Annotated in this window: 16 protein-coding genes and 1 pseudogene; 12 read left to right on the top strand and 5 right to left on the bottom strand. The window is 61.9% G+C overall.

Going from position 1 to position 21,486, the window contains the following annotated elements:
• Positions 1 to 54: 54 nt before the first annotated feature.
• The 4 genes from trpE to J2X57_RS10635 all read left to right on the top strand — a co-directional run bounded on the left by trpE (position 55) and on the right by J2X57_RS10635 (position 3,365).
• Positions 55 to 1,530: an anthranilate synthase component I gene (gene trpE, locus J2X57_RS10650; protein ID WP_036116106.1), complete on the top strand. Its 1,476-nt coding sequence runs from the start codon at positions 55 to 57 to the stop codon at positions 1,528 to 1,530.
• A 102-nt stretch (positions 1,531 to 1,632) separates the two neighbouring features.
• Positions 1,633 to 2,301, top strand: coding sequence for a hypothetical protein (locus J2X57_RS10645; RefSeq protein ID WP_036116105.1), 669 nt, complete (start codon positions 1,633 to 1,635; stop codon positions 2,299 to 2,301).
• Positions 2,302 to 2,419: 118 nt separating this feature from the next.
• A complete protein-coding gene (locus J2X57_RS10640; RefSeq protein ID WP_197062354.1) occupies positions 2,420 to 2,881 on the top strand; it encodes a DUF4019 domain-containing protein in 462 nt (153 codons plus the stop codon).
• Positions 2,882 to 2,975: 94 nt separating this feature from the next.
• Positions 2,976 to 3,365: a hypothetical protein gene (locus J2X57_RS10635; protein ID WP_309866816.1), complete on the top strand. Its 390-nt coding sequence runs from the start codon at positions 2,976 to 2,978 to the stop codon at positions 3,363 to 3,365.
• Here J2X57_RS10635 and J2X57_RS10630 read toward each other — a convergent pair.
• The 4 genes from J2X57_RS10630 to J2X57_RS10615 form a co-directional block, all read right to left on the bottom strand.
• On the bottom strand, positions 3,356 to 4,732 hold the full coding sequence (locus J2X57_RS10630; RefSeq protein WP_309866814.1) for a leucyl aminopeptidase family protein: 1,377 nt from the start codon (positions 4,730 to 4,732) through the stop codon (positions 3,356 to 3,358). The genes J2X57_RS10635 and J2X57_RS10630 overlap by 10 nt on opposite strands.
• A 40-nt stretch (positions 4,733 to 4,772) precedes the next feature.
• Entirely contained in the window at positions 4,773 to 5,471 is a 699-nt protein-coding gene (locus J2X57_RS10625; protein ID WP_043692137.1) for an HAD family hydrolase, read from the bottom strand.
• 3 nt (positions 5,472 to 5,474) lie between these two features.
• Positions 5,475 to 6,980, bottom strand: coding sequence for a substrate-binding domain-containing protein (locus tag J2X57_RS10620; RefSeq protein ID WP_309866811.1), 1,506 nt, complete (start codon positions 6,978 to 6,980; stop codon positions 5,475 to 5,477).
• A 226-nt stretch (positions 6,981 to 7,206) separates the two neighbouring features.
• Entirely contained in the window at positions 7,207 to 8,574 is a 1,368-nt protein-coding gene (locus tag J2X57_RS10615) for a Do family serine endopeptidase (protein ID WP_309866809.1), read from the bottom strand.
• A gap of 364 nt (positions 8,575 to 8,938) precedes the next feature.
• Here J2X57_RS10615 and J2X57_RS10610 point away from each other — a divergent pair, with 364 nt between their 5' ends.
• The 5 genes from J2X57_RS10610 (at position 8,939) to J2X57_RS10590 (ending at position 15,377) form a co-directional block, all read left to right on the top strand.
• Entirely contained in the window at positions 8,939 to 11,086 is a 2,148-nt protein-coding gene (locus J2X57_RS10610; protein WP_309866806.1) for an adenosylcobalamin-dependent ribonucleoside-diphosphate reductase, read from the top strand.
• A 21-nt stretch (positions 11,087 to 11,107) separates the two neighbouring features.
• The gene (locus tag J2X57_RS10605; protein WP_309866803.1) at positions 11,108 to 12,229 is read left to right on the top strand and encodes a hypothetical protein; all 1,122 of its coding nucleotides are present in this window, start codon (positions 11,108 to 11,110) and stop codon (positions 12,227 to 12,229) included.
• 65 nt (positions 12,230 to 12,294) lie between these two features.
• Entirely contained in the window at positions 12,295 to 13,080 is a 786-nt protein-coding gene (locus tag J2X57_RS10600; RefSeq protein WP_309866800.1) for an NrdJb, read from the top strand.
• A gap of 42 nt (positions 13,081 to 13,122) precedes the next feature.
• Entirely contained in the window at positions 13,123 to 14,283 is a 1,161-nt protein-coding gene (locus tag J2X57_RS10595; protein WP_309866797.1) for a hypothetical protein, read from the top strand.
• Positions 14,284 to 14,294: 11 nt separating this feature from the next.
• Positions 14,295 to 15,377 (top strand): hypothetical protein, encoded by a 1,083-nt coding sequence (locus J2X57_RS10590; RefSeq protein WP_309866794.1) that lies wholly within the window; start codon positions 14,295 to 14,297, stop codon positions 15,375 to 15,377.
• Positions 15,378 to 15,483: 106 nt separating this feature from the next.
• Here J2X57_RS10590 and J2X57_RS10585 read toward each other — a convergent pair whose 3' ends face one another.
• Positions 15,484 to 16,398: an HNH endonuclease gene (locus J2X57_RS10585; protein WP_309866793.1), complete on the bottom strand. Its 915-nt coding sequence runs from the start codon at positions 16,396 to 16,398 to the stop codon at positions 15,484 to 15,486.
• Between the two features lie 297 nt (positions 16,399 to 16,695).
• Here J2X57_RS10585 and J2X57_RS10580 point away from each other — a divergent pair.
• From J2X57_RS10580 to J2X57_RS10570, 3 genes and pseudogenes are all read left to right on the top strand, one after another.
• Positions 16,696 to 18,339: pseudogene (locus tag J2X57_RS10580) on the top strand (type IV secretory system conjugative DNA transfer family protein); the annotation flags it as partial.
• A gap of 644 nt (positions 18,340 to 18,983) precedes the next feature.
• Entirely contained in the window at positions 18,984 to 20,693 is a 1,710-nt protein-coding gene (locus J2X57_RS10575; RefSeq protein WP_309866790.1) for a hypothetical protein, read from the top strand.
• A 42-nt stretch (positions 20,694 to 20,735) separates the two neighbouring features.
• On the top strand, positions 20,736 to 21,380 hold the full coding sequence (locus tag J2X57_RS10570; protein WP_309866786.1) for a hypothetical protein: 645 nt from the start codon (positions 20,736 to 20,738) through the stop codon (positions 21,378 to 21,380).
• The last annotated feature ends 106 nt before the right edge of the window (positions 21,381 to 21,486 follow it).

Below are 21,486 nucleotides of genomic sequence, written 5' to 3'. Positions count from 1 at the left end.
TCCCAGGGCCTGGGCCTACAATCGGGGGTCACTCCAAGGTCACCCCCGAGACCCATGATCTCCCGCGAACAATTCGACGCCTACGCCGCGCAGGGCTACACCCGTATTCCGCTGGTACGCGAGGTCTTTTCCGACCTCGACACGCCGCTGTCGGTGTATCTCAAGCTGGCCGATGGCCCGTACACCTTCCTCTTCGAGTCGGTCGAGGGTGGGGCGACCTGGGGACGCCACTCGATGATCGGCTTGCCGGCGCGGCGGGTGTACCGCCTGCGCGGCCATGAGCTGGAAGTCGAGGAGAGTGGCGAGGTGATCGAGCGTCGCCACCTCGAGGATCCGCTGGGTGAGATCGAGCTGCTGCGCAAGCAGTACGAGGTACCGCAGTTGCCGGGTCTGCCCGACTTCACCGGTGGGCTGGTCGGGTACTTCGGTTTCGAGACGATCGGCTACATCGAAGAGCGCCTCGCCCAGTGGGACAAGAAGGACGAGCTCGGTACGCCCGACGTCCTGCTGATGCTCGCGGACGAAATCGCGGTATTCGACAACCTCAAGGGTCGTCTGTACCTCATCGTGCATGCCGACCCCTCGCGTCCACAAGCCTACGCGGAAGCCTCGCGCCGCCTGGATCAGCTGGCCTTCCGCCTGCGTCAGGGTGGCGTTTCGTACCCGCAGCTGCTGCAGCCCGCCGCGCTGGATGAGTCGGATTTCAAGTCGAGCTTCACCCGCGAAGAATACGAGGCGATGGTGCGCAAGGCACAGGAATACATCCTTGCCGGCGATATCTTCCAGGTCGTGCCTTCGCAGCGCATGAGCGTCGGTTTCAACGCGCGTCCGGTGGACGTCTACCGCGCGCTGCGTGCGACCAATCCGTCGCCGTACATGTTCTTCATCGACATCGGTCCGACGCAGATCGTCGGCTCGTCGCCGGAAATTCTCGTCCGCCTGAAGAACGGCCGCGTGGTACTGCGCCCCATCGCCGGCACGCGCCGTCGCGGCAAGGACGAGGCCGAAGACATCGCCCTCGAGACCGAGCTGCTGGCCGATCCGAAGGAACGCGCCGAGCACCTCATGCTGATCGACCTCGGCCGCAACGATGTCGGCCGCGTCAGCCAGACGGGTACGGTGGAGCTGGCCGAGTCCTTCGTGGTCGAGCGCTACTCGCACGTGATGCACATCGTCTCCCAGGTAGAAGGTGACATCCGTGGCGATCTTTCCTACATGGATGTCATCAAGGCGACCTTCCCGGCCGGTACCGTCAGCGGGGCGCCGAAGGTCCGCGCCCTGGAGATCATCCAGGAGCTGGAACCGTTCAAGCGCAACATCTACGCTGGCGCCATCGGCTGGCTCGGCTGGTGGGGCGACGCCGACACGGCGATCGCCATCCGCACCGCCGTGATCCAGGATGGCCGCCTGCACGTGCAGGCGGGCGGCGGTGTGGTCTATGACTCCGATCCGGCCGCCGAGTGGGAAGAGACGATGAACAAGGGCCGCGCGTTGTTCCGCGCGGTGGCGCAGGCGGCCAAGGGCCTCTAATTTTTGCGGGGCCCTTGCCGATAACCGCCAGGGCGTCGTAAAAATGCGCGCCGCAACCACGCAACGACCTGGCAGCACTCACTTCACGGATCGATTGAACGCATGAGCAGCACACGCACTTTCATCGCGGCAGGAAGCATCGCCATCATGGCCGCCGCCGTTCCGGCGCAGGCCCGTGAGCCCTTCACCGACGACGTCGCCTCGCGGACGCAGGCGCTGGCGCTGCTGGAAACCCTCAATGCCGACCTGCTCAGCCATCCGAGCGCCACGCTCACGCTCGAACGCTGGTGCGGCGATCACGCGCTGGCCGGCGAGGCGAAGATTCTCGCGCGTCGGGTGAAGGGGCAGGACAAGGCCCTCCCTGACGAGGCGCGGCAGACGCTGGGTATCGGTCCGGATGAGCCGGTGCGTTATCGCCGGGTGCAGCTGGCCTGCGGCGATCACGTGTTGTCCGAGGCCGATAACTGGTACGTGCCGTCGCGCCTCACCCCGGAGATGAACCAGATTCTCGACAGCACCGACCAGCCGTTCGGCAAGGTCGTCCAGGCGCTGCACTTCCGTCGCCAGACGATCAGCGCGGACCTGCTGTGGACGCCGCTGCCCAAGGGCTGGGAGATGGATGCGCCATTGCCCGTGGCGCACAAGGGGGCTCTGGCGATCCCGCACGAGGTGCTGAGGCACCAGGCGGTACTGTTCACCGAGGGGAACCAGCCGTTCAGTCTCGTGGTGGAGACTTACACGTCCGAGGTGCTGGCGTTCGGTCGCAGATAGTCGCCCGGCTCTCACCAAGCGCTTAGCCCATCCGGCCGACTAGGCAGGGCCTCGCCTCCGTTCGAAGCTGTACGTCACGCATGACGGAGACGGGCAGATGCCTCTGGCGACACCGAGCTTGCGCAAGACCCCCGCGAGCGGCCTGACGGGTATGAACCCGCTCGGGGCGATGCTCGTGGTTGCGCATGAACCGCGCCTCGGCCCGCAGCCCAATTCGCTGGATAACGCGGTGTCCTGCGCGACGCACTGGGTGCAGCTGTCCGACAACCGCCGACCGGATGCGATGTGGCTCGAGGCGGGCGCGATGATGCAGAGGATCGTGCCGCGCGCGGAGTGGGTGCGCTATATGCGCAAGATACGCCTCGATCGTGGCTTGCTTGTGGGCCGGGAGTGGTTCGAGGTGACACGCGTGCGGGACCCGGTCGGTCTTCCTGCGGGCGACTATCTCAACGTCATTTTCGTCGCGCATTTCGCCCGCGCGGTGTTGTTCGAGACGGTTTCGCTGGCACCCGGGAACTCGGGCTGGATGCCGGTGGGCTATGTGATCCGGCCGGTGCAGCGCGAGATCAAGTTCGCGTAGGAGAGTTTCGGTGCGCTCGGTAGGCTGCCGGGGGCACAACCCTTTTCGGAGCGATGGCATACTCACCGCCTGAGTTTTAGACGGGGTGTTCCTCATGTCCGATTTCGATCCGCCGGCGCGCGAATACACGCGGCCGCAGATGACGCGCGGTGTGGACCCGCAGCGCATGAACTGGCTGTGGCAACTGATCCTTCAGTCGACGGATCTGGATCCGGCGGACGTGCGTAAGGCGCTCAACGCGATGGGTGTCGCCGCGACCGAGAAGCGCATGAATAGCTGGCAGGTCGGCGACCGCGATGAGGATTATTTCCCGCTGACGATCGCGGAGCTGGAGCGGAATCTGCGCGCGGTCGTCGCGTGGAAGAAGGTCAGGAGTGACGCTGCGTCTGCGTCTGCTGCGGAAGCAGCGCCGGCCGGTGGTGCTTCCGTCGCATCATCCGACGCCGCCTCGGCGGCATCGGACGACAGCGGCGATCAGGCGTAACGCTCGGACAGGAACCGGTAGAACGCGCGAAGCCCCTGCGCTTCGCCGCCGCGCGGATGTGCCGGCGTGTCGCCGTCGTTCCATGAGTAAGTGTCCAGGTGCATCCAGTTCTGGTTCTCGGGCACGAAGCGCTCGAGATACAGCGCCGCGGTGATCGCACCGGCATGACGCGATGCGCCGGAGTTGGCGAAGTCGGCGATGTACGAGTCCAGCATGCGCCGGTACGGGCGCCACAACGGCAGGCGCCACAGCGGATCAGCGGAGACTTCCGCGGCACCGATGACGTGATCGGCGAGCTGGTCGCGATTGGTGAACAGTGCGGGCACTTCGGGACCGAGTGCGACGCGCGCGGCGCCGGTGAGGGTCGCGAAGTCGACGATCAGATCCGGTGCCTGCTCGACCGCGAACGCAATGGCGTCGCACAGCACCAGGCGGCCTTCGGCATCGGTGTTATCCACTTCCACCGTCATGCCGGCGCGGGTGCGAATGACTTCGCCCGGACGCATGGCGTTGCCGCTGATCGCGTTCTCGACGGCGGGCACCAGGAGCGTCAGACGCACCGGCAGCTTCGCCTGCATGATGAGGCCGGCCAGCGCGATCGCGTGTGCCGCGCCGCCCATGTCCTTCTTCATCCAGCGCATGCCGTCGGACGGTTTGATGTCGAGGCCACCGGTATCGAAGCACACGCCCTTGCCGATGATCACCAGCTTCGGGTTCGAATTCTTGCCCCAGGTCAGCTCGATCAGACGCGGCGCACGATGGCTCGCGCGACCCACGGCGTGGATCGTGGGGAAGTTGGCGGTGAGCAGTTCATCGCCGACCCACTCGCGCACCTTGGCCTTGTGCGTCGTCGCGTGGGCGCGGATGGCCTCGGCGAGATGCTCGGGGCCCATGTCTTCCGTCGGCGTGTTGACCAGATCGCGCACCTGATAGGTCGCGTCGATGATCGGCTGCAGCGAGCGCAGCGTCGCCGAGTCCACCAGCAGCTGCGCCGGGGCGCGACCGCGCGAGCGATACCGGTCGAAACGGTAGGCGCCCAGCGCCCACCCGAGTGCGACCAGGTCGGGATCGGCGGAAATACTTTCCTTGGCGATCTCGTAGGTGCCTTCCGGCAAGCGGTAGGGCAGAGCGCCCAGCGCCATGATCGGTTCCGACGGATCCACGCCCACCAGTACCCGCTCGATCGCGCCATGGGTGTCGGGCAGCAACAGCACCGCACCGGGGTTGGGGCGGAAATTCGTCGAGACCATCCACTGGCGATGGGCGGCGGTCAGCCGGGCTTCGAGGGCCGGGATGCTGGACGCATCGACCATCTCGACAGGAATGGCGCGGCGCTTACCGGACCTGGTTTCGATCAGCGATGGCATCAGGCCTCCCGAGCCCAGCGACGGAGATGTTGCCGCTATTCTAGCTGTCAGCGACCGTCGACGCTTCTATCCAGTCGGCAAGCGACATCATGTCAGCGAATTCCAGGTCCGGCGCAGGCCCATGCGACCACGTTTCGCCGTGGCGATTGAGCCAGACCGTACGCATGCCGGCCTCGCGCGCACCGATCACGTCGAGTAACGGATCGTCACCAACGTGAAGAACGTCTTCAGGCGCAACGCCCAGGGCGTCAGCGGCGGCAAGAAAAATACGCTTGTCAGGCTTGGCGACACCGACGCCCGCGGCATTGAGGCGCGTGTGGAAGAGATGGTGGAGGCCGATGACCTCCAGATCCGCGTTGCCGTTGGAAATCGCCACGATCGGCACGCGCTCGACGATGCGGTTGAGTGCGGGAAGGCTGTCGGGATACAGCTCGACGTTGTTGCGCGCCGCGAAGTAGATGCGCCAGAGTTCGTCGACCGGTGCGTCGTCGATGCCGCAGGCGGCGAAGGCGTGGCGGATGGTCAGCCGACGCTGTTCGCTGAAATCGTGCGAGAGATGCGTGTGGTCGCGGGCGACCTGCTCGCGGAGCTCACGCATGGCCTCGATGGGCCATGCGCTTGCGACTTCGGGATGATGCTCTTTCAGCCATCGGTCCACGCAGTGCTCGGCTTCGATCAGGGCCGGCATGACCGGCCACAGGGTGTCGTCGAGGTCGAGGGATACGGCGCGGACCGGCACGGCTTAGCGGGCGCCGACCTTCAGCACCTGACCCGGATGGACGTTGTTGTCCTTCAGGCCGTTCATCGCGCGAAGCTGGTTCACGTCGACGGCGTTCTTCTTGGCGATCGAGTAGAGCGTGTCGCCAGCCGACACCTTGTAGGTGCGCGACGCGGCGGCAGGCTTCTTCTCAGCCTTGGCGACTTCCTTCGCGGCCGGCCTGGCAGCTGCCGGCTTCGCCGCCGGTGCCGCTTCGGTGACCTTCGGCGTTTCCACCTTCGTCGACTTCTCCGTCGCATCGACCGGAGCCGCCGGCTTGGCGACCTGCTTGCCCTTCACCGTGACGGCGTCGGCCGTGACCTTGGCGAACTTACCGCCGACCTTGGCGTTGTCGGAGACCGTGACGGCTTCCGAACGGACGCCCGCGAAGCCGACGTGTGCCGAGGTGCTGACGCTGGCGACGACGCGTGCGAACTGCGACGGCTCGGCCGTGGTGGAGGCGACGGAGCCCTTGGCTTCTTTCGCGACCTTGGCGCCCTTGCCAGCGACCTGGGCCTTGGCGACCGCGGTTTCCTTGGCGACCTGGGCGGCCGGGGTAGCGGCAGCAGCCACGGTCGGCGTGGTCATCGCCTGACCCACATTGGCACGCGTGCCGACGGTGGAAGCGATCTTCGCGCGACGGGCGGCATCGTTGGAGGCCAGCGAAGCGCCATCGGCATACGGCACGAGGCTGTGCGAGCGGAGCAGCGAGCTACCGGCGCTGGAGGTGACGAAGCTGATGAATTCCTTGACGTCGGCCGCCTTCGGGCTGGTCTCGTTCGACACCAGATACAGCTCGGTGTAGAGCGGATACGCGCCGCTGCCGACCGTCGACATCGAGGGCGTGACGCCGTCGATCGAGAGGATCTTCACCTTCTTGTTCGAGGAGGCGCCCGCGAGGGTCGTGGCGCCGAGGCCCTGCTTGTCGAGGGTCACACCCTCTTCGAGCTTGGCGACGTTGACGTACAGGCGCGGGGCGGCGACCGGCTGGTTGCCGCGACCGAACAGCAGCTTGCGCAGGCTGTATTCCACGCCGTCGCCGGGGCTCGCCACCGCGTAGAGGTTGATCGGCTGGTCAGCGCCGCCGAGCTCCTTCCAGTTGGTGATCTTGCCCATGTAGATCTCATGCAACTGCATGAGCGTGATGTTGCTCACCGGGTTGGACGGGTAGGTGACCATGACCAGCGCGTCCCACGCGACCGGCGTAAAGGTCAGCGACTGCTCGGCGCCGCCGATACCCGGGCGTGCCGAGCCGGCGATGTCCGCCGTGCCCTTGGCGACGGCGTCGATACCGGAGGCGGTGTTGAACGGCTGGAGCTCGATCTTGCCTTTGCCGGATTTCTCCCAGGCCTTGGCGACATCGGTAACCACGCCGCGGGCGGTGGTGATGTCACCGCGCCACACCAACTGGGTGCCGGCGGCGAATACGGTGGCGGAGGCACTGAGGCCGATCAGCGTGGCGGTGAACAGTCGCGCAAGACGAAGAGACATGGACGGCAAGAACCTCGGGACGGAAGCGGGGTTGGGCAATGGGGCGCCATTGTGGGCTAAGGCGGGCCCGCGCGCACCATTGGCGTCATTCAGCATCCTGCCGAGGGGAAACGGAACGTAGGCTGTCGGGGCAGCCACACCTGTAGGAGCGCGCCCCGCGCGCGACGTCTTTTACGGCGGGGCGTTGAAATTCCTCGTGAAACCGGGTCGCGCGCGAGGCGCGCTCCTACAGGACGGCGTAGTAGATGGCGTTGTCCCTTACGAGCGTCAGCATCAGTTGTCCCGGAATCGGCACCCCTAGCGGCAGCCCCTTCACCGAGACGATCTTCCGCTGACCGATGCCGACGACGATGTCGCCGTCCTTCAGTCCGGCGCGATCGGCCGCCGAGCCGGGCTTCACTCCGGTCAGGGCCACACCGAAAAGCCCGCCGGCCTTCTGCTCCGCCGTGAGGTCGCTCAAGGTCACCCCGCTCAGTCGCCGGTCCACCTTGCCGCCATCCAGCGTGGCCAGTCGCGGCGCGGTGATGGTCGCCTCGATGTCCCTGGACGCCCCCTCCCGCTTCACCGACAACGTCACCTTCGCGCCCAGCGGCAACAAACCCTCCGCATTCCGCACGTCCTGAGAACTCCGCACCGGCTTCCCATCGATCGCCGTCAGCACGTCACCCGACTGCAGCCCCGCGCCATCGGCAGGCGATCCCGCATTCACCTGCGTGACCACCGCGCCGGTGGTGTCCTTCACTCCGAGCGCGGCGGCGATACGCGGGGTGAGGTCCTGCACCTCCACGCCGAGATTCCCACGACGGACCTTCCCGTACGCGAGCAGCTGCTTCATCACGCCTGTCGCCAGGTCCGTGGGAATGGCGAAGCCGATGCCGACGTTGCCGCCCGACGGCGTGAAGATCATCGAGTTGATGCCGACCAGCTCGCCGCGCAGATTCACCAGCGCGCCGCCCGAATTGCCGGGATTGATCGAGGCATCCGTTTGGATGAAGTTCTGGAAGCCCTTGCCCAGGCCCGAACGTCCCAGCGCGGAGACCATGCCCGACGTCGCCGTCTGACCGAGCCCGAACGGATCGCCGACGGCGACGACGAAATCGCCCACTTTCAATTGAGAAGAGTCAGCGATCGGCAGCGCCTGCAACTTATCCGCGGTGATCTGAAGCAGCGCCACGTCGGTATCCGGGTCGCTGCCGATCAGTTTTCCCTTGAAGTCGCGGCCGTCCTGCAGCGTCACGGTGATATCGTCCGCGCCCCCGACGACATGGTTGTTCGTCAGTACGTAGCCCTTCGCCGCGTCGATCACCACGCCCGAACCCAGGCTCTGCTCCACGCGTTCGCGCGGTACGCCCTGGTTGCCGAACAGCTGGCGAAACAGCGGGTCGTCAAAATACGGGTCGCGTGCCCGCACGCGGGTTTTCGTCGAGATGTTGACCACGGCCGGCGTCACTTTCGCGAGCATCGGTGCCAGCGAGGGCAGCGGCTCGCCATTGACGGCCGGTGGCAGGGAGGCGAACGCGGGCGAGGCGAGGGCCATCGCCAGGGCGGCGCCGAGGGACAGAATCGGCGAGCGCCGGGGTGTGGATACGGGCATGAACGAACTCCTTGGCTGTGTGCTCCGCGCACGTGGATCGCCGCTTTCGACCACATTCGTGTCGCCGGGTTTCAAACGGTGAGACGCGCGCCGATGACACTTTACATCGCCCCCCTCCGGGGTTAAGGTTCCCACCGGCCGCAACCACAACATCTTGTGTTCCTCTGTTCGCTATTTACCAAGTGCTGGTGTTGCGGATCATCAGGTTCAAGCTACAAACCTTCGTCCTCCAAGGCATTTTTGCCTCCGGGCGAGGGTGGCAAGGATGGTCGCTGCAACTCCGGGGGGAGGGGTAGCGACGGTGGGGCCGACAACAGCCCAATAACACGGCCTACAGAAGCCGAGACACGAGGACGACACATACATGAGCACTTCACGTGCACAAGCCATGGGGCTTGAGACCGCGGCCATTCCGCTTCAGCCCGCCTCGTACGACATCTGGGACAAGAAGTACCGTCTGAAGGCCAAGTCGGGCGTTCCCGTCGACGACTCGGTCGACGGCACCTACCAGCGCGTCGCCCGCGCACTCTCCGACGTGGAAGCCACCGACGAGCTGCGCGCCCACTGGTACGAGCGCTTCCTCTGGGCCCTGCGCCGCGGTGCCATTCCCGCCGGTCGCATCACGTCCAACGCCGGCGCCCTCGCGCACAAGCCGGCCACCTCCACGATCAACTGCACCGTTTCGGGCACCATCCACGACTCGATGGATGACATCCTCGAGAAGGTGCACGAAGCCGGCCTCACGCTGAAGGCCGGCTGCGGTATCGGCTACGAATTCTCGACGCTGCGCCCGCGTGGCGCCTACGTGTCCGGCGCTGGCGCCCACACGTCGGGCCCGCTGTCCTTCATGGATATCTACGACAAGATGTGCTTCACCGTCTCGTCGGCCGGCGGCCGCCGCGGCGCGCAGATGGGCACGTTCGACATCAGCCACCCGGACGGCAAGGAGTTCATCCGCGCCAAGCGCGAAGACGGACGCCTGCGTCAGTTCAACCTGTCGCTGCTGATCACCGACGGCTTCATGGACGCGGTGGAAAACGACCAGGACTGGCCGACCGTGTTCCCGGTACATATCAAGGAACAGCACGAGATCGACCTCGCCGACGCCTCCAAGGTGGTCTGGCGCGAGTGGCCGACCAAGGACAACTACGTCACCCGCGAGGATGGCCTGGTCGCCTGCAAGATCTACGGTCACATCCGCGCGCGGCACCTGTGGGACATGATCATGGTCTCGACGTACGACTACGCCGAGCCGGGTTTCATCCTGATCGACCGCGTCAACGAGATGAACAACAACTGGTGGTGCGAGCACATCCGTGCCACCAACCCCTGCGGCGAACAGCCGCTGCCGCCGTATGGCTCGTGCCTGCTCGGCTCGGTCAACCTCACCACCTTCGTGCGCGATCCGTTCGGCCCGAAGGCGAAGTTCGACTGGGAGGAGTACCGCGAGGTGGTCCGCGTCTTCACCCGCATGCTCGACAACGTGGTCGAGATCAACGGCCTGCCGCTGCCGCAGCAGCAGAAAGAGATCCTCTCCAAGCGTCGCCACGGCATGGGCTTCCTCGGCCTCGGCTCGACCCTGACCATGCTGAAAATGCGCTACGGCGCCGCCGACGCGGTGGCATTCACCGACGAAGTGTCGCGTGAGATGGCCATTGCCGGCTGGGAAGTCGCTCTGGAACTGGCGAAGGAAAAGGGCCCGGCCCCGATCCTCGCGCAGGACTACGAGGTCACCGCCGAGATGCTGCGCAAGCGCCCGGAGATGGCGAAGGACGGCTGGAAAGTCGGTCAGACCATCAAGGGCAGCGCCCTGCACGCGAAGTATTCGCGTTACATGCAGCGCGTGGCCTCGGTCGCCCCGGAGCTGGTCGACGCCCTCGCCGAGACCGGCGCGCGCTTCACCCACCACTCGTCGATCGCGCCCACCGGCACCATTTCGCTGAGCCTGGCCAACAATGCCTCGAACGGCATCGAGCCCAGCTTCGCGCACCATTACTCGCGTAACGTGATCCGGGAAGGCAAGAAGTCGAAGGAAAAGGTCGAGGTCTACAGCTACGAGCTGCTGGCCTACCGCGCCCTCATCAACGGGGACGCCATGCCGTACTCCGACGACCCGAAGGCCCGCCTCCCGGATTACTTCGTCGCCGCCGACGACATCAGCCCGAAAGAGCATGTCGACATCCAGGCGGCCTCGCAGAAGTGGATCGACTCGTCCATTTCCAAAACCGCGAATGTCCCGACGGACTACCCGTACGAAGACTTCAAAGACATCTATTTCTACGCATATAAGCAGGGTTTGAAGGGTTGCACGACCTTCCGGTTCAACCCCGCCGCGTTCCAGGGCGTACTGGTCAAGGAGACTGACCTTGAGAACACCCTCTATCGCTTCGAATTGGAAGACGGTAGCGTTGTCGAACTGAAGGGTAACGACGAGGTTGAATACGACGGTGAAATGCACACCGCCGCGAACCTTTTCGATGCTTTGAAGGAAGGCTATTACGGTAAGTTCTGACCCCGCGGAGAGGGAATACGTATGTCGAGTGAAAACCAGATCGTCGAGGGTGAGCTGCCCTCGGTCGATACCATCGATACCGACAGCACGCCGGCAGCGGAGACGGAAGTCGCCGCTGACGTTGCGCCTGCTGCACCGGTTGTCGCCAAGAAGGTCGTGAAGCGCAAGCCCGTCGCGAAGAAGGTGATCGAAGCCACTGCGCCGACGCCGTCGAGCGACACGGCTGTCCAGCACGACGAAGAAGTCACCCCGGTGGCTGATGAGCCGGCGCCGGTCGCCGCTGTGAAAAAGCCGCGCAAGCCGGCCGTCCGCAAGCCGAAGGCTGCGGCCGTCGAAGCTACGCCGGTCGAAGTCGAGGCTCCGGCCCCGGCCAAGAAGGCGGCGAAGAAGGCCACCCGTAAGGCTCCTGCGAAGGCTGCCCCGGTGGCTGCGAAGAAGGCCACCAAGAAGGCTGCTTCGAAGAAGGCCACGAAAAAGGCTGCCGTGAAGAAGGTCGCTGCCAAGAAGGCCGCGGTCAAAAAGGCTCCGGCCAAGAAGACCGCTGCCAAGAAGGCCGCCGTGAAGAAGGTTGCCGCCAAGAAGGCCGCGGTCAAGAAGGCTCCGGCCAAGAAGACCGCCGCCAAGAAGGCTGCCGTGAAGAAGGTCGCCGCCAAGAAGGCATCGGCCAAGAAGGTTGTCGCCAAGAAGGTCGGTCGTCCGGCCAGGTCGGTCGCGGCGAAGAAGCCGGGTCGTCCGGCCAAGTCGGCTGCGGCGAAGAAGCCAGGTCGTCCGGCGAAGTCGGCTGCCGCCAAGAAGGGTCGGGTCGCCAAGACGGTCGCTGCCGGTCGCAAGACCGCGAAGAAGGCCGCTGGTCGCGTCGCGAAGAAGGTAGCTGCCGGTCGTAAGACCGCAAAGAAGGCTGGTCTTCGCGTCGTCAAGGTCGCATCGGGCGCCCGCAAGGCCATCAAGAAGGCCGCCGCCCAGGTGGTTCGCCGGAACGCCGGCCGCCCCGCAACGAAGAAGACGGCCGCCAAGGCCGCCGGCAAGACGACCGCTCGCAAGGCGGTTGGCAAGAAAGCGGCTACGGCCGTCAAGAGGTCCACTGCCAGCAAGACCGGTCGTACGTCGGCACGCAAGTCCGCCGTTCGTGGCCGTCGTAAGTAAGTAGTACCCATCCGGCCCGGCGTACGCGCCGGGCCGGATAACCAGCACAAGAAGAGAAGAAGATCATGGCGATCAAGATCGACAAGAAGATCAAGGGCTATAACGTCGTCAAGCCCGAAGACAAGGCCGCTCCGGCCCCCGTCGTCGCACCCGTCAAAGAGGTTGCGCCGGTCGCCGAAGTCATCCAGATGCACGAGAGCCTCGAGCGTCCGGAAACCCTGGTCGGCAGCACGTACAAGATCAAGTCGCCGCTCTTCGAGCACGCGCTGTACGTGACGGTCAACGATATCGTCCTGAACGCCGGTACCCAGCACGAACAGCGCCGCCCCTTCGAGCTCTTCATCAACTCGAAGAACATGGACCACTTCCAGTGGATCGTGGCGCTTACCCGAATCTTGTCCGCCGTCTTCCGCAAGGGTGGCGACGTGACGTTCATCGTCGAAGAGCTCAAGGCCGTGTTCGACCCCCGCGGCGGCTACTTCAAGGCCGGCGGCGTATACATGCCCAGCATCGTGGCCGAAATCGGCGGCGTGATCGAAACGCACATGAAGTCGATCGGGCTGATCCACGATCCAGAAATGAGCGAGGCGACGCGCAAGCTCATTGCCGAGAAGCGTGCGGCTTATGAGAACGCCAATGCGAAGCCGGCTGCTGCCGCCGCATCGGCGACCCCGGCTGTCGCTGCTTCTGTAGGAGCCAGCCCTGCTGGCGAAAGCCAGGCCGCCTCACACACAAATGCTTCCGGGTTCCCGGCTGGCGCGACCCTTTGTGCCAAGTGCAATACGCAGGCACTGGTGCTGATGGATGGGTGCCAGACTTGTTTGAATTGTGGGTATTCGAAGTGCGGGTGATATTGCTCGGGCTTTTATGCCTAAATCGCTTCGGAGGGACTCATGCGAATTGCTTCAAAACTTTTAGACGGCCGAATCAACGCTACCAACTATCTAATTGAGATATCGATCGGTGCTTATATCGATCTTGCTAGAACTGTTGTTGCTAACAATGAATTTCAACGCAAACGCGTATCGAATTCGAAAACGGTTTACTCGCTGCTCAAGACGGATGTCGTCCAAGGATGCGTCGTCCCTCCTATTGTTCTCGCGCTCTCAGCTTCGATTGATAGCGAGCTTACGGACGAGAATCTCGCATCGACATTGAGCTCATATGTCGACAATTTGATGATTCTGGATGGCCTGCAACGCACCCACTCGTTCATCGATATCGAAGAAGAGCAAAAAAAGAAAGGTGATGATGCTGCGCTCGAAGCGTATCGATTGTTGCCAATTCGCTGCGAGATATATCTAGGTATCAATCGTCTAGGTATCTTGTATCGAATGTTGACTTTGAATACCGGCCAAACGCCGATGTCTCTAAGACAGCAAATCGAGATGTTATATCTCGACTATTCGAAGGAAGATATTGATGGAGTTAGCCTTATCAAAGAGGCCGACTCTGGCAAGGCAAAGAGCCTGTCTGCCTACAACTTCAAGGAGGTGATCGAGGGCTTCAACTGCTATCTTGAAAGAAATGAGCTCCCCCTCGAGAGGGTAGATCTCCTTGAAAATATCCGAAGCCTTGAAAAGCTCGCACTCGAAAATTCTGCAAAAGACCTTTTCCGCGAATACGTCGTCGCTTTCAATTCGTTCATCGTTCGTATTCAGTCCCTTTTGGGAGACACGCAGCTAGATGACTCTGAGTTTTCTGTTGGTGCGTGGGGAAGGTCGGGGAAGGCAATTTTCAAGAAGCAGCAGGCTCTGGCGGGGTTCGGTGCCGCCGTCGGGAAGCTTCGAGATGTTGAGGCCATCGAGGGTTTTGAGTCGGTTGTTAATTCGACGGCCAGCATTGAGCTGGACGCGTCGGCTGAGACTATTCTTATTGAGTTCAATAAGGCTATGAGATGGATATCCGAGAACGCTAAAAAAATCGGAAACGCTCAGCGAATGTATTTTCAGTACTACTTTCGCGAGCTATTCAACCCAACGAGCGACGGTTACCTTCAGCTCGCCGGATCGATCCCACTCGCTCTACAGAAATACAAGAGCCAGGTCTTCTGACGGGGCGCAATGTGTTAAGGATAACGACTGCGAATGGTGAGACCGCAAGTATCGAACTCGCCAATGAATCGAGCGAAGACGGTGCGTTGATAGGGGTTGCGAGAGCGCCGGACAGCGAAATTCAGGTGCGACTGGTACGGCGTTATACACGCCAGGCGCAGTCTCGGTACCACATTTATTTGCTTCGAAGCTCCGAGCAGGGTGAGGCTGATTACACGGAGGTGGTAAGTGCGGCACCTTCGAAGGAGCGGCTGGGTGCAATCTTTCCCGTTAGTGCAATGTGCTCAACTGAGCATGCGCGCGCGACCGATGATTTCTTTGAGGTCGCAGCGAGCGTAGCTTTCGATGCGCTATTGTCTGACGAGCGTGGCCAATCGGTTGCGGCCCGGCATTCGCTCGACGAAACGTACGAGATTTCAGATTTCTATGTTGAAAGCGCGTCGGTAATTGTGCTTCGCGAATGCATGGAGTCCGTCGACCTCGTTCCTTATCTACCAACACTTCTAGCGAATGGTTTCGCTCCATACAATTCGAATAGGGATGTCGGTGCGTACTTGAAGGCTTTTGAGGGGCCGCCTCCGCAAAAAGTGAAGATCGGCCTCGTAAATTCGCGTCACCTCTCTAACGGCTACCTCTCCTATCTATACAGCGAAGTTTTACCGTTCGAGAACAGCGCTGTTGCACAGTTTGTGCTGTTGTACCAAGTATTCGAAATGATGATGCAAACAGTGTTCGAGGAAGCTCTTGGCAGTTTCAAGGCGAAGGTCCAGGCTTTCGTGGGCACGCCATCGGACTTGCGCGCCCTTAGTACCGTCTTGAATGATGTTGCATCTGAACGAGTCAGGATTCGGAAATGCATTGAAGCTGCAGGATTGCCTATAGGTCTGTTCGGCAATCTAATCAATCATTGCGGTGTGCTTCTGGCGGCATGCGGAAAGACTTTTGACGCATCGTCGCCAGTCGGCTCAGTTCTCTACGACGCGAGGAATTTAATCTTCCACGGGTATCGAGACATACCGAAGGAAGAACACCGCAACATTGACTTGATCAATGGCGCACTTATTCAATTGTTGCCAGCGCTCTTGCAAAAGTAACAGCCTGGCTAAAATTTTCCCGATCATTAAATTCGGTCTTTGCAAATTGTCGCGTATGCGTTGAAAAGTACGGCGTTCCTCTCGAGAGAGGTCGGATGTTCCTGCACTAGTCCAAGGGTTGAGAAAGTCGCGCTCTGTGTATTTTGAGGTAAGAGCGCTGAGCTGAGTTAAGTGGCTTCGGGTTCACCAGGTCAGAAAGATGCCACTTTTCTCGGACTGCCTTATCAAGTCGCTCAGAAAATAGAAGATCGCCCTCATCGGAAAACGATATAAGGAATCGATCAAAAAGCAGGTCAATGTGCGGCGCTAACATGAGGCCATTGGCCCCATCGAGTCGCTCAGCATTAGTGGATTCGCGCCAAGGCTTTATGTGACTCGCCCGAAGAAGCGATACCGTCGTGACCCCGGTGACACGACAGGCCGGCTCTAGCGCAAGAACGCTCTTCCGAAATAGCCCTTGGCCAATCCGTGCCTTGCTGAGCTGCATCTTGTCGGTCGGTCGCAGCGATGTATCACCCGCAATTCGCTGAATATCTTCTACCACGTCATCCGACGATGCCGCGGCGTGTATGGCTCGCGGTGCAATACTGCCCAGCTGTAAGAGCAGTTCGCCTAACTTGTCTGATATCGAAGAGAGATAACTCAAGTTTCCGTTACCGTTCGCCTGAAGTGGCGCGTACTTCTCCGCAAGCAACGGACCGATGGCGTCAAGGTGCTGTTTGGGGACAACGGGCCGCACAAGCTCAGAGAACGTTACAGGCAGAAGAAGCCCTTCATTCGCCCATGGCGCCTTAGATGCGTAGTCAGGCTTCAATGACGGATACGCCTCCGCATCGACAACGCCGACGTGGCCTATCTGGCTCCCCGCGTACGAGAACACGATGTCACCAGCCTTGGCGAGCCGCATATTCGAGTAAGGCGGATATTCCCTACCATTGGCTGTAGCAAGCGGAGCCCAGAGAATCCCTCTTCCTGTCTCGGCCTTCCACGACTGCTTGTGATTCACCCACCAGAACGCCACGTCGGCCCCTTCGCCTAGGACGAAAACTACTTGTAGGCCGAAGCCCCCTTGCCCGTAAGAATATGCTCAAGGTGCTGACGATGGAAGGACACCCTTCATCACTCGGCTAGCTCTGATGTGCAGCGAAAGGCAGACGCGTTCTGGGAGCACCGACGGCCACATGCCGCCAGTTGTCCTGGATTCTCAAATGTCTCGCTGCTTCAGACAGTTGCGTTTCCATCGCCCCTCGCTATCCTCCGCGCCTCCCATCGCAAGGAGCTCCCGCGAGTGCATTGGAAGACCAAGTTCTGTCTAGGATTGACCCTGCTTTCCGCCGCAGTCGCCGGCGCCCTCTACCTCTCAGGTTTCCTCACCCTCACGCTCATCGGCGTGCAGACCCAACTCACCTGGAACCTTTGGTGGCTCTATTGGCAAGCGATCGCCTTGCCGCAATACGCCCCCTACGTCTGGAAGATCCAGCTCGCCGGTGCCGTGGGCTTCATCGTTCCGCTCGCCACATGGATCGCCATGCTCGTCCCGCTGCTCAAGACGAAGCCCCGCGCGCTCCACGGTGACTCTCGTTTCGCCCGCCGATCCGATCTCGCTAAGGCTGGACTTCTTAAGAAATCCCCAAGCGGAATTGTTGTAGGCAAATTCGGCAGCCAGCTCGTTCGCCTCTCCGGCCAGCAGTTCGTCATCCTCGCGGCGCCGACGCGCTCGGGCAAAGGCGTCGGTGTTGTCATCCCCAATCTGCTCGAGTACCAGGAATCCATGGTGGTCCTGGACATCAAGCAGGAGAACTTCGACCTTACCAGTGGATGGCGCAAATCGCAGGGGCAGGAGATCTACCTGTTCAACCCGTTTGCCGAAGACCGGCGCACGCATCGCTGGAATCCGCTGAGCTACGTCTCACCGAAGCCATCGTTACGGATCTCGGATATTCAGTCGATCGCGGCGATGCTGTACCCCGATGGCGACGACGCCCAGAAGTTCTGGGTGAGCCAGGCACGCAACGCCTTTACCGCGTTCACGCTGTACATATTCGAGAACTACGACGTGGAGTGGCGGCTCAACGTGGCCAGGGAGTCGTTGCGCTTCCCGACCCTGGGCGAGGTGTACCGTTTGTCCTCGGGCGACGGTCAGGACCTGCGGGCGTATCTGCGTGGGCTGTCGGAGAAGACATTCCTGAGCCGGGAAGCGAAGCGTGCCTTCGCCAACCTGCTGTCCCAGGCGGAAGAGACCTTCGCGTCGATCATGGGCACGTTCAAGGAGCCCCTCAACGCCTGGATCAATCCGGTGCTGGACGCGGCCACGAGCGACAATGACTTCCTGCTGACGGACGTGCGCAAGAAGCGCATGACGGTCTACATCGGCATTCAGCCGAACAAGCTGGCCGAGAGCCGGTTGATCATCAACCTGTTCTTCAGCCAGCTGATCAACGTCAACACCAGGGAGCTCCCGCAGAACAACCCGGACCTCAAGCACCAGTGTCTGCTGCTGATGGACGAGTTCACGTCGATCGGCAAGGTGGAGATTCTGGCGTCTTCCGTGTCGTACATGGCCGGCTACAACATCCGCCTGTTGCCGATCATCCAGAGCATGGCGCAGCTGGATGCGACCTACGGCAAGGACGTCTCGCGGACGATCATCACCAACCACGCCATGCAGATCATCTACGCGCCCCGGGAGCAGCAGGACGCGAACGACTATTCGGACATGCTCGGCTATACGACGGTGCGCAAGGAGAACATCAACAAGGGGCGCGAGCGTTCGGTCAGCCATTCGGACGAGCGTCGGGCGTTGATGCTGCCGCAGGAGCTGAAGGCGATGGGGGCGGACAAAGAGGTGATCCTGTTCGAGGGTATCCCGCATCCGGTGAAGTGCGACAAGATCAGGTATTACGAGGATCGGCGGTTTACGAGCCGGTTGATGCCGAAGGTTGAGGTTCGGGCACTGGACATCGAAGGGACAGACATCATGGGAATGAAGGCCATCTCAGCGTGCGCGCTTACCGGCATGGTGATCGCGGGGCTCTCGCAGTCAGCGGCGGGAAAGCCGCTGGGTGAATCAGTTGCAAGACCTTCGCCGGCTAAGGTGGTTTCCGAAGGGCGCGTGGCGCGGTCCATGAGTGCCGAGGCGGCCGCGCAAAAAATGCTTACGTATATCTCGGGGCTGACGTCGAGGTCAGATGTGTCCGTCGCCAGCATCGATCAGGCGATGGGCATCGTACTCGAGATGCAAGACGGCATCGCCGGATACCAGAGCGCCGACCTCGGCGGCGGTTGGATCTACTTCGTGAACTTCATTCAGGAAAGCCGTGCCGTAAAGCGCGGCGTGGCTTTCGAATTCTATAACCGCGACCGAGCGGCCGACATTGGCGCTGTCTGCGCGCTGCCCTTCGAGACCTACAGGGCGACCCTCAGGGCATCGGGATATGAGGAAGATGAGCAGCGTGGCGAGCTCGGTGAGCGTCTGTCGTGGCTCTATTTCAAGGGCGACATCGTGCTGGCCGTTGAAACGCAAGAGAGCCTCACCGGCGGTAAGGCGGTGACGTGCGTCAGGTCCATGCGCACCAACAATTGAGTCCCAAGGCAAGGAGCCTGTCAGTGTCGCGTCCAAACCATCAGCTTGAAGCAGCGGTCCATCAATTCTCAACGCAACCGGGCGTGACCCCTGATCAGGTCTCGCAATTGCGAACTGCGGTAGCCGCGGAGTCCAAGACGCTGGACGGCTTGAATACGGCTGCCGCCAACGGTCATCTGAACGGTTTCGCTTTAGACGAGGCCAGGGGCACTCAGAATTCCGTGGGACAGTACGAGAAATCGTCCGGCGTCGTATCGCTGCCTGCGTCGGCGTTCTCCTCGAGCAGCGCAGCGACGGGTAGCGACCTCGCCGCGACAGTCCGTGTGCAATCGATGATCGTGGCATTTTCGAATAGCACTTACGTAGATGCCAGTGGAGTGCAACAGCGGGTGTCTTCCGACATGTCGGCCAATCTCCAGAGCACATTGAACGGGTCGCCCGCGTTAGTCAGGGAGTTGCGACGAGCTGCGATGACACCCGACGCCGCTGCACCTGATCATTACGCCCTCGAACACTTTGCGGTTCTTCGACCTGGCTTGGCCGCTGGCGGTACCTACGACGGCGCTACGCACACCATGAATCTGCCGGCTCCCGCGCTGATGACCCGTTCCGGCAACGGATCAATAGGAAAGTTCGATGTAAATGACCTCACGTTTGTGATCGGTCACGAAATCCAACACGGGTTCAATCGGAGCGATAAAGTCCGAGTGGTGAACGAATTTAACGCGTCGATCAAGCGGGTTGCCGCTGGTCGGGGCAATGTTCACGACTACACTGATCCGATGCAGCACTATATCCAGGGAAGCCGTGAGGATGAGTCAAAAGCTGAGATCGCAGGATGGAATGCGCTGGTCAGTCGCCAGAAGAAGCTGAAGCCGGGTACCACCCTTAATGATATGGCGATGGTGAGTACCTCTCGTACGGGCGATTTTGTAGAGCGCGATCCGCAATCACCCATGCGGTCCATCGGGCGGCCCGATCTCGCATTTAATGCGGATCTGACGCTGTCGCAGACGCCATCGAACATAGAGGCTATGGGCAAGCATTACTTCGACCGGCCGTCGAAGGACTACGTTACAGAGAAGAGCATTGAGCGGCCCATGGCGCTGGGCGATAGCCATGCGAGCGACTATGCGAACTACTACGGAAGGTGGCCGCTGCAGGAGATCATCGCAGCCGAGGCATCGTCCACCCTCGGGCGCAAGGGGGTATCCGAAATGACGATCGATATGGGGACGATCGGTCTCAAGGAGGATCTTCTGGAGAGAGAGGGCATGGACCTCGGCAAGAGATCGTCGTGGCCGTATTTCGACAGCACCCAATTGCCCTCAGCGCCGCACCGGTTCGATCACACGGCGGATGGAGTGAATAAGAACAGGTATCTGCCCATCGAGGCGGCAGCGGATGGTCCACTGCATCGCGAGCTTCGGAAATTACTTCCTGAAGGAACATCCGAGGACCGGTTGGCTCAGATCGCCCTGGCCGCGAAGCAGGGCGGCATCGAAGCGGGTCAAATCCGAACGCTGGACGTCCAGGGCGACCGCCTGATGATGACGGGGGAGATCGTCGGTACCCGCGCAATCGTCGACCTGAACAGAGCGCCTCCGCCCGCGCAGGAGAGCAATCAGCAATTCCAGGCGACGGAGCAGGCGCAGCAGCAGATGATGCAGGAGCAGCAGGCTCAGGCGCAGAGCGCTCAGCAGAGTGGTCCGGTCATGTCGATGGGAGGTTAGGGTAGGATGCGTCCCGGGAGACTAACGCTAAGGTCCATTTTCATGCGGTTCAAGGTGCCACTGATTGCTGCGACGCTCTGCCTCCTCTCCGCGTCGGCCTCGGCCAAAGACCTCGGCGTAGCGCCTCTCACCGGCCCCGACCTCGAAGACGTCACCAGCTACTACGACAACGGCGCCCAGCTTCTCAAAGGCTTCGAATACCGCGACGAATACGGTAACTTCCGCATCCTCGCCTTCGGCGCGAACAAGCAAGGTCCCAAGCTCGAGCCGAACGACTACGTCACCCTTCACGCCTACGGCTTTATCCAGGACCACGGCGGCTATGACACCCGGTGGGAGATCAAGGACAACAACGGCAGCGTGCTCTGTGGCCTGCGGTTGCTGACGCCCCTGGTCGACGTCATCGATGCCGGCGACGGGAACGCCCTGGTCACGGTTCCCTACTGGACGGCCTGCGATGGCCTCGACGCCACCGTCGTCAAGCTCATCATGGTCTACAAGGACAAGAAATACGCCATCCGGGGCAGCCTGCCGAACCAGGCGAGCGACGAGATCACTCGCACGCCGGGCGACAGCTTCAAGACGTTGCCAGACGTCGTCCAGAAGACCGCGCTTGCCTACTATGCCAGGGTAGAGGCCGCCGCGAAGAAGGCCGCAAGCTGGACAGACCCCTCCGCAGGAAATTGAGGTCGCCGTAGGCCGTCTTCGCGGGGTAAGGTTTGAAGCAAGGGGTCGCGACGAGCGCGGCGATCCGACGGTGGTCTGACTCGATCTGCCCAGGGAGGATGCATGA

The sequence above is a fragment of the Luteibacter sp. 1214 genome (assembly GCF_031455395.1).
Taxonomy (GTDB): domain Bacteria; phylum Pseudomonadota; class Gammaproteobacteria; order Xanthomonadales; family Rhodanobacteraceae; genus Luteibacter; species Luteibacter mycovicinus.
Note: the sequence above shows the minus strand (reverse complement) of the source record. Positions and strands in the feature narration are given on the sequence as shown.

Coding starts and splice junctions, on each gene's coding strand:
- trpE (WP_036116106.1), top strand. CDS start 55: ATGATCTCCCGCGAACAATTCGACGCCTACGCCGCGCAGGGCTACACC.
- J2X57_RS10645 (WP_036116105.1), top strand. CDS start 1,633: ATGAGCAGCACACGCACTTTCATCGCGGCAGGAAGCATCGCCATCATG.
- J2X57_RS10635 (WP_309866816.1), top strand. CDS start 2,976: ATGTCCGATTTCGATCCGCCGGCGCGCGAATACACGCGGCCGCAGATG.
- J2X57_RS10630 (WP_309866814.1), bottom strand. CDS start 4,732: ATGCCATCGCTGATCGAAACCAGGTCCGGTAAGCGCCGCGCCATTCCT.
- J2X57_RS10620 (WP_309866811.1), bottom strand. CDS start 6,980: ATGTCTCTTCGTCTTGCGCGACTGTTCACCGCCACGCTGATCGGCCTC.
- J2X57_RS10615 (WP_309866809.1), bottom strand. CDS start 8,574: ATGCCCGTATCCACACCCCGGCGCTCGCCGATTCTGTCCCTCGGCGCC.
- J2X57_RS10610 (WP_309866806.1), top strand. CDS start 8,939: ATGAGCACTTCACGTGCACAAGCCATGGGGCTTGAGACCGCGGCCATT.
- J2X57_RS10605 (WP_309866803.1), top strand. CDS start 11,108: ATGTCGAGTGAAAACCAGATCGTCGAGGGTGAGCTGCCCTCGGTCGAT.
- J2X57_RS10600 (WP_309866800.1), top strand. CDS start 12,295: ATGGCGATCAAGATCGACAAGAAGATCAAGGGCTATAACGTCGTCAAG.
- J2X57_RS10595 (WP_309866797.1), top strand. CDS start 13,123: ATGCGAATTGCTTCAAAACTTTTAGACGGCCGAATCAACGCTACCAAC.
- J2X57_RS10570 (WP_309866786.1), top strand. CDS start 20,736: ATGCGGTTCAAGGTGCCACTGATTGCTGCGACGCTCTGCCTCCTCTCC.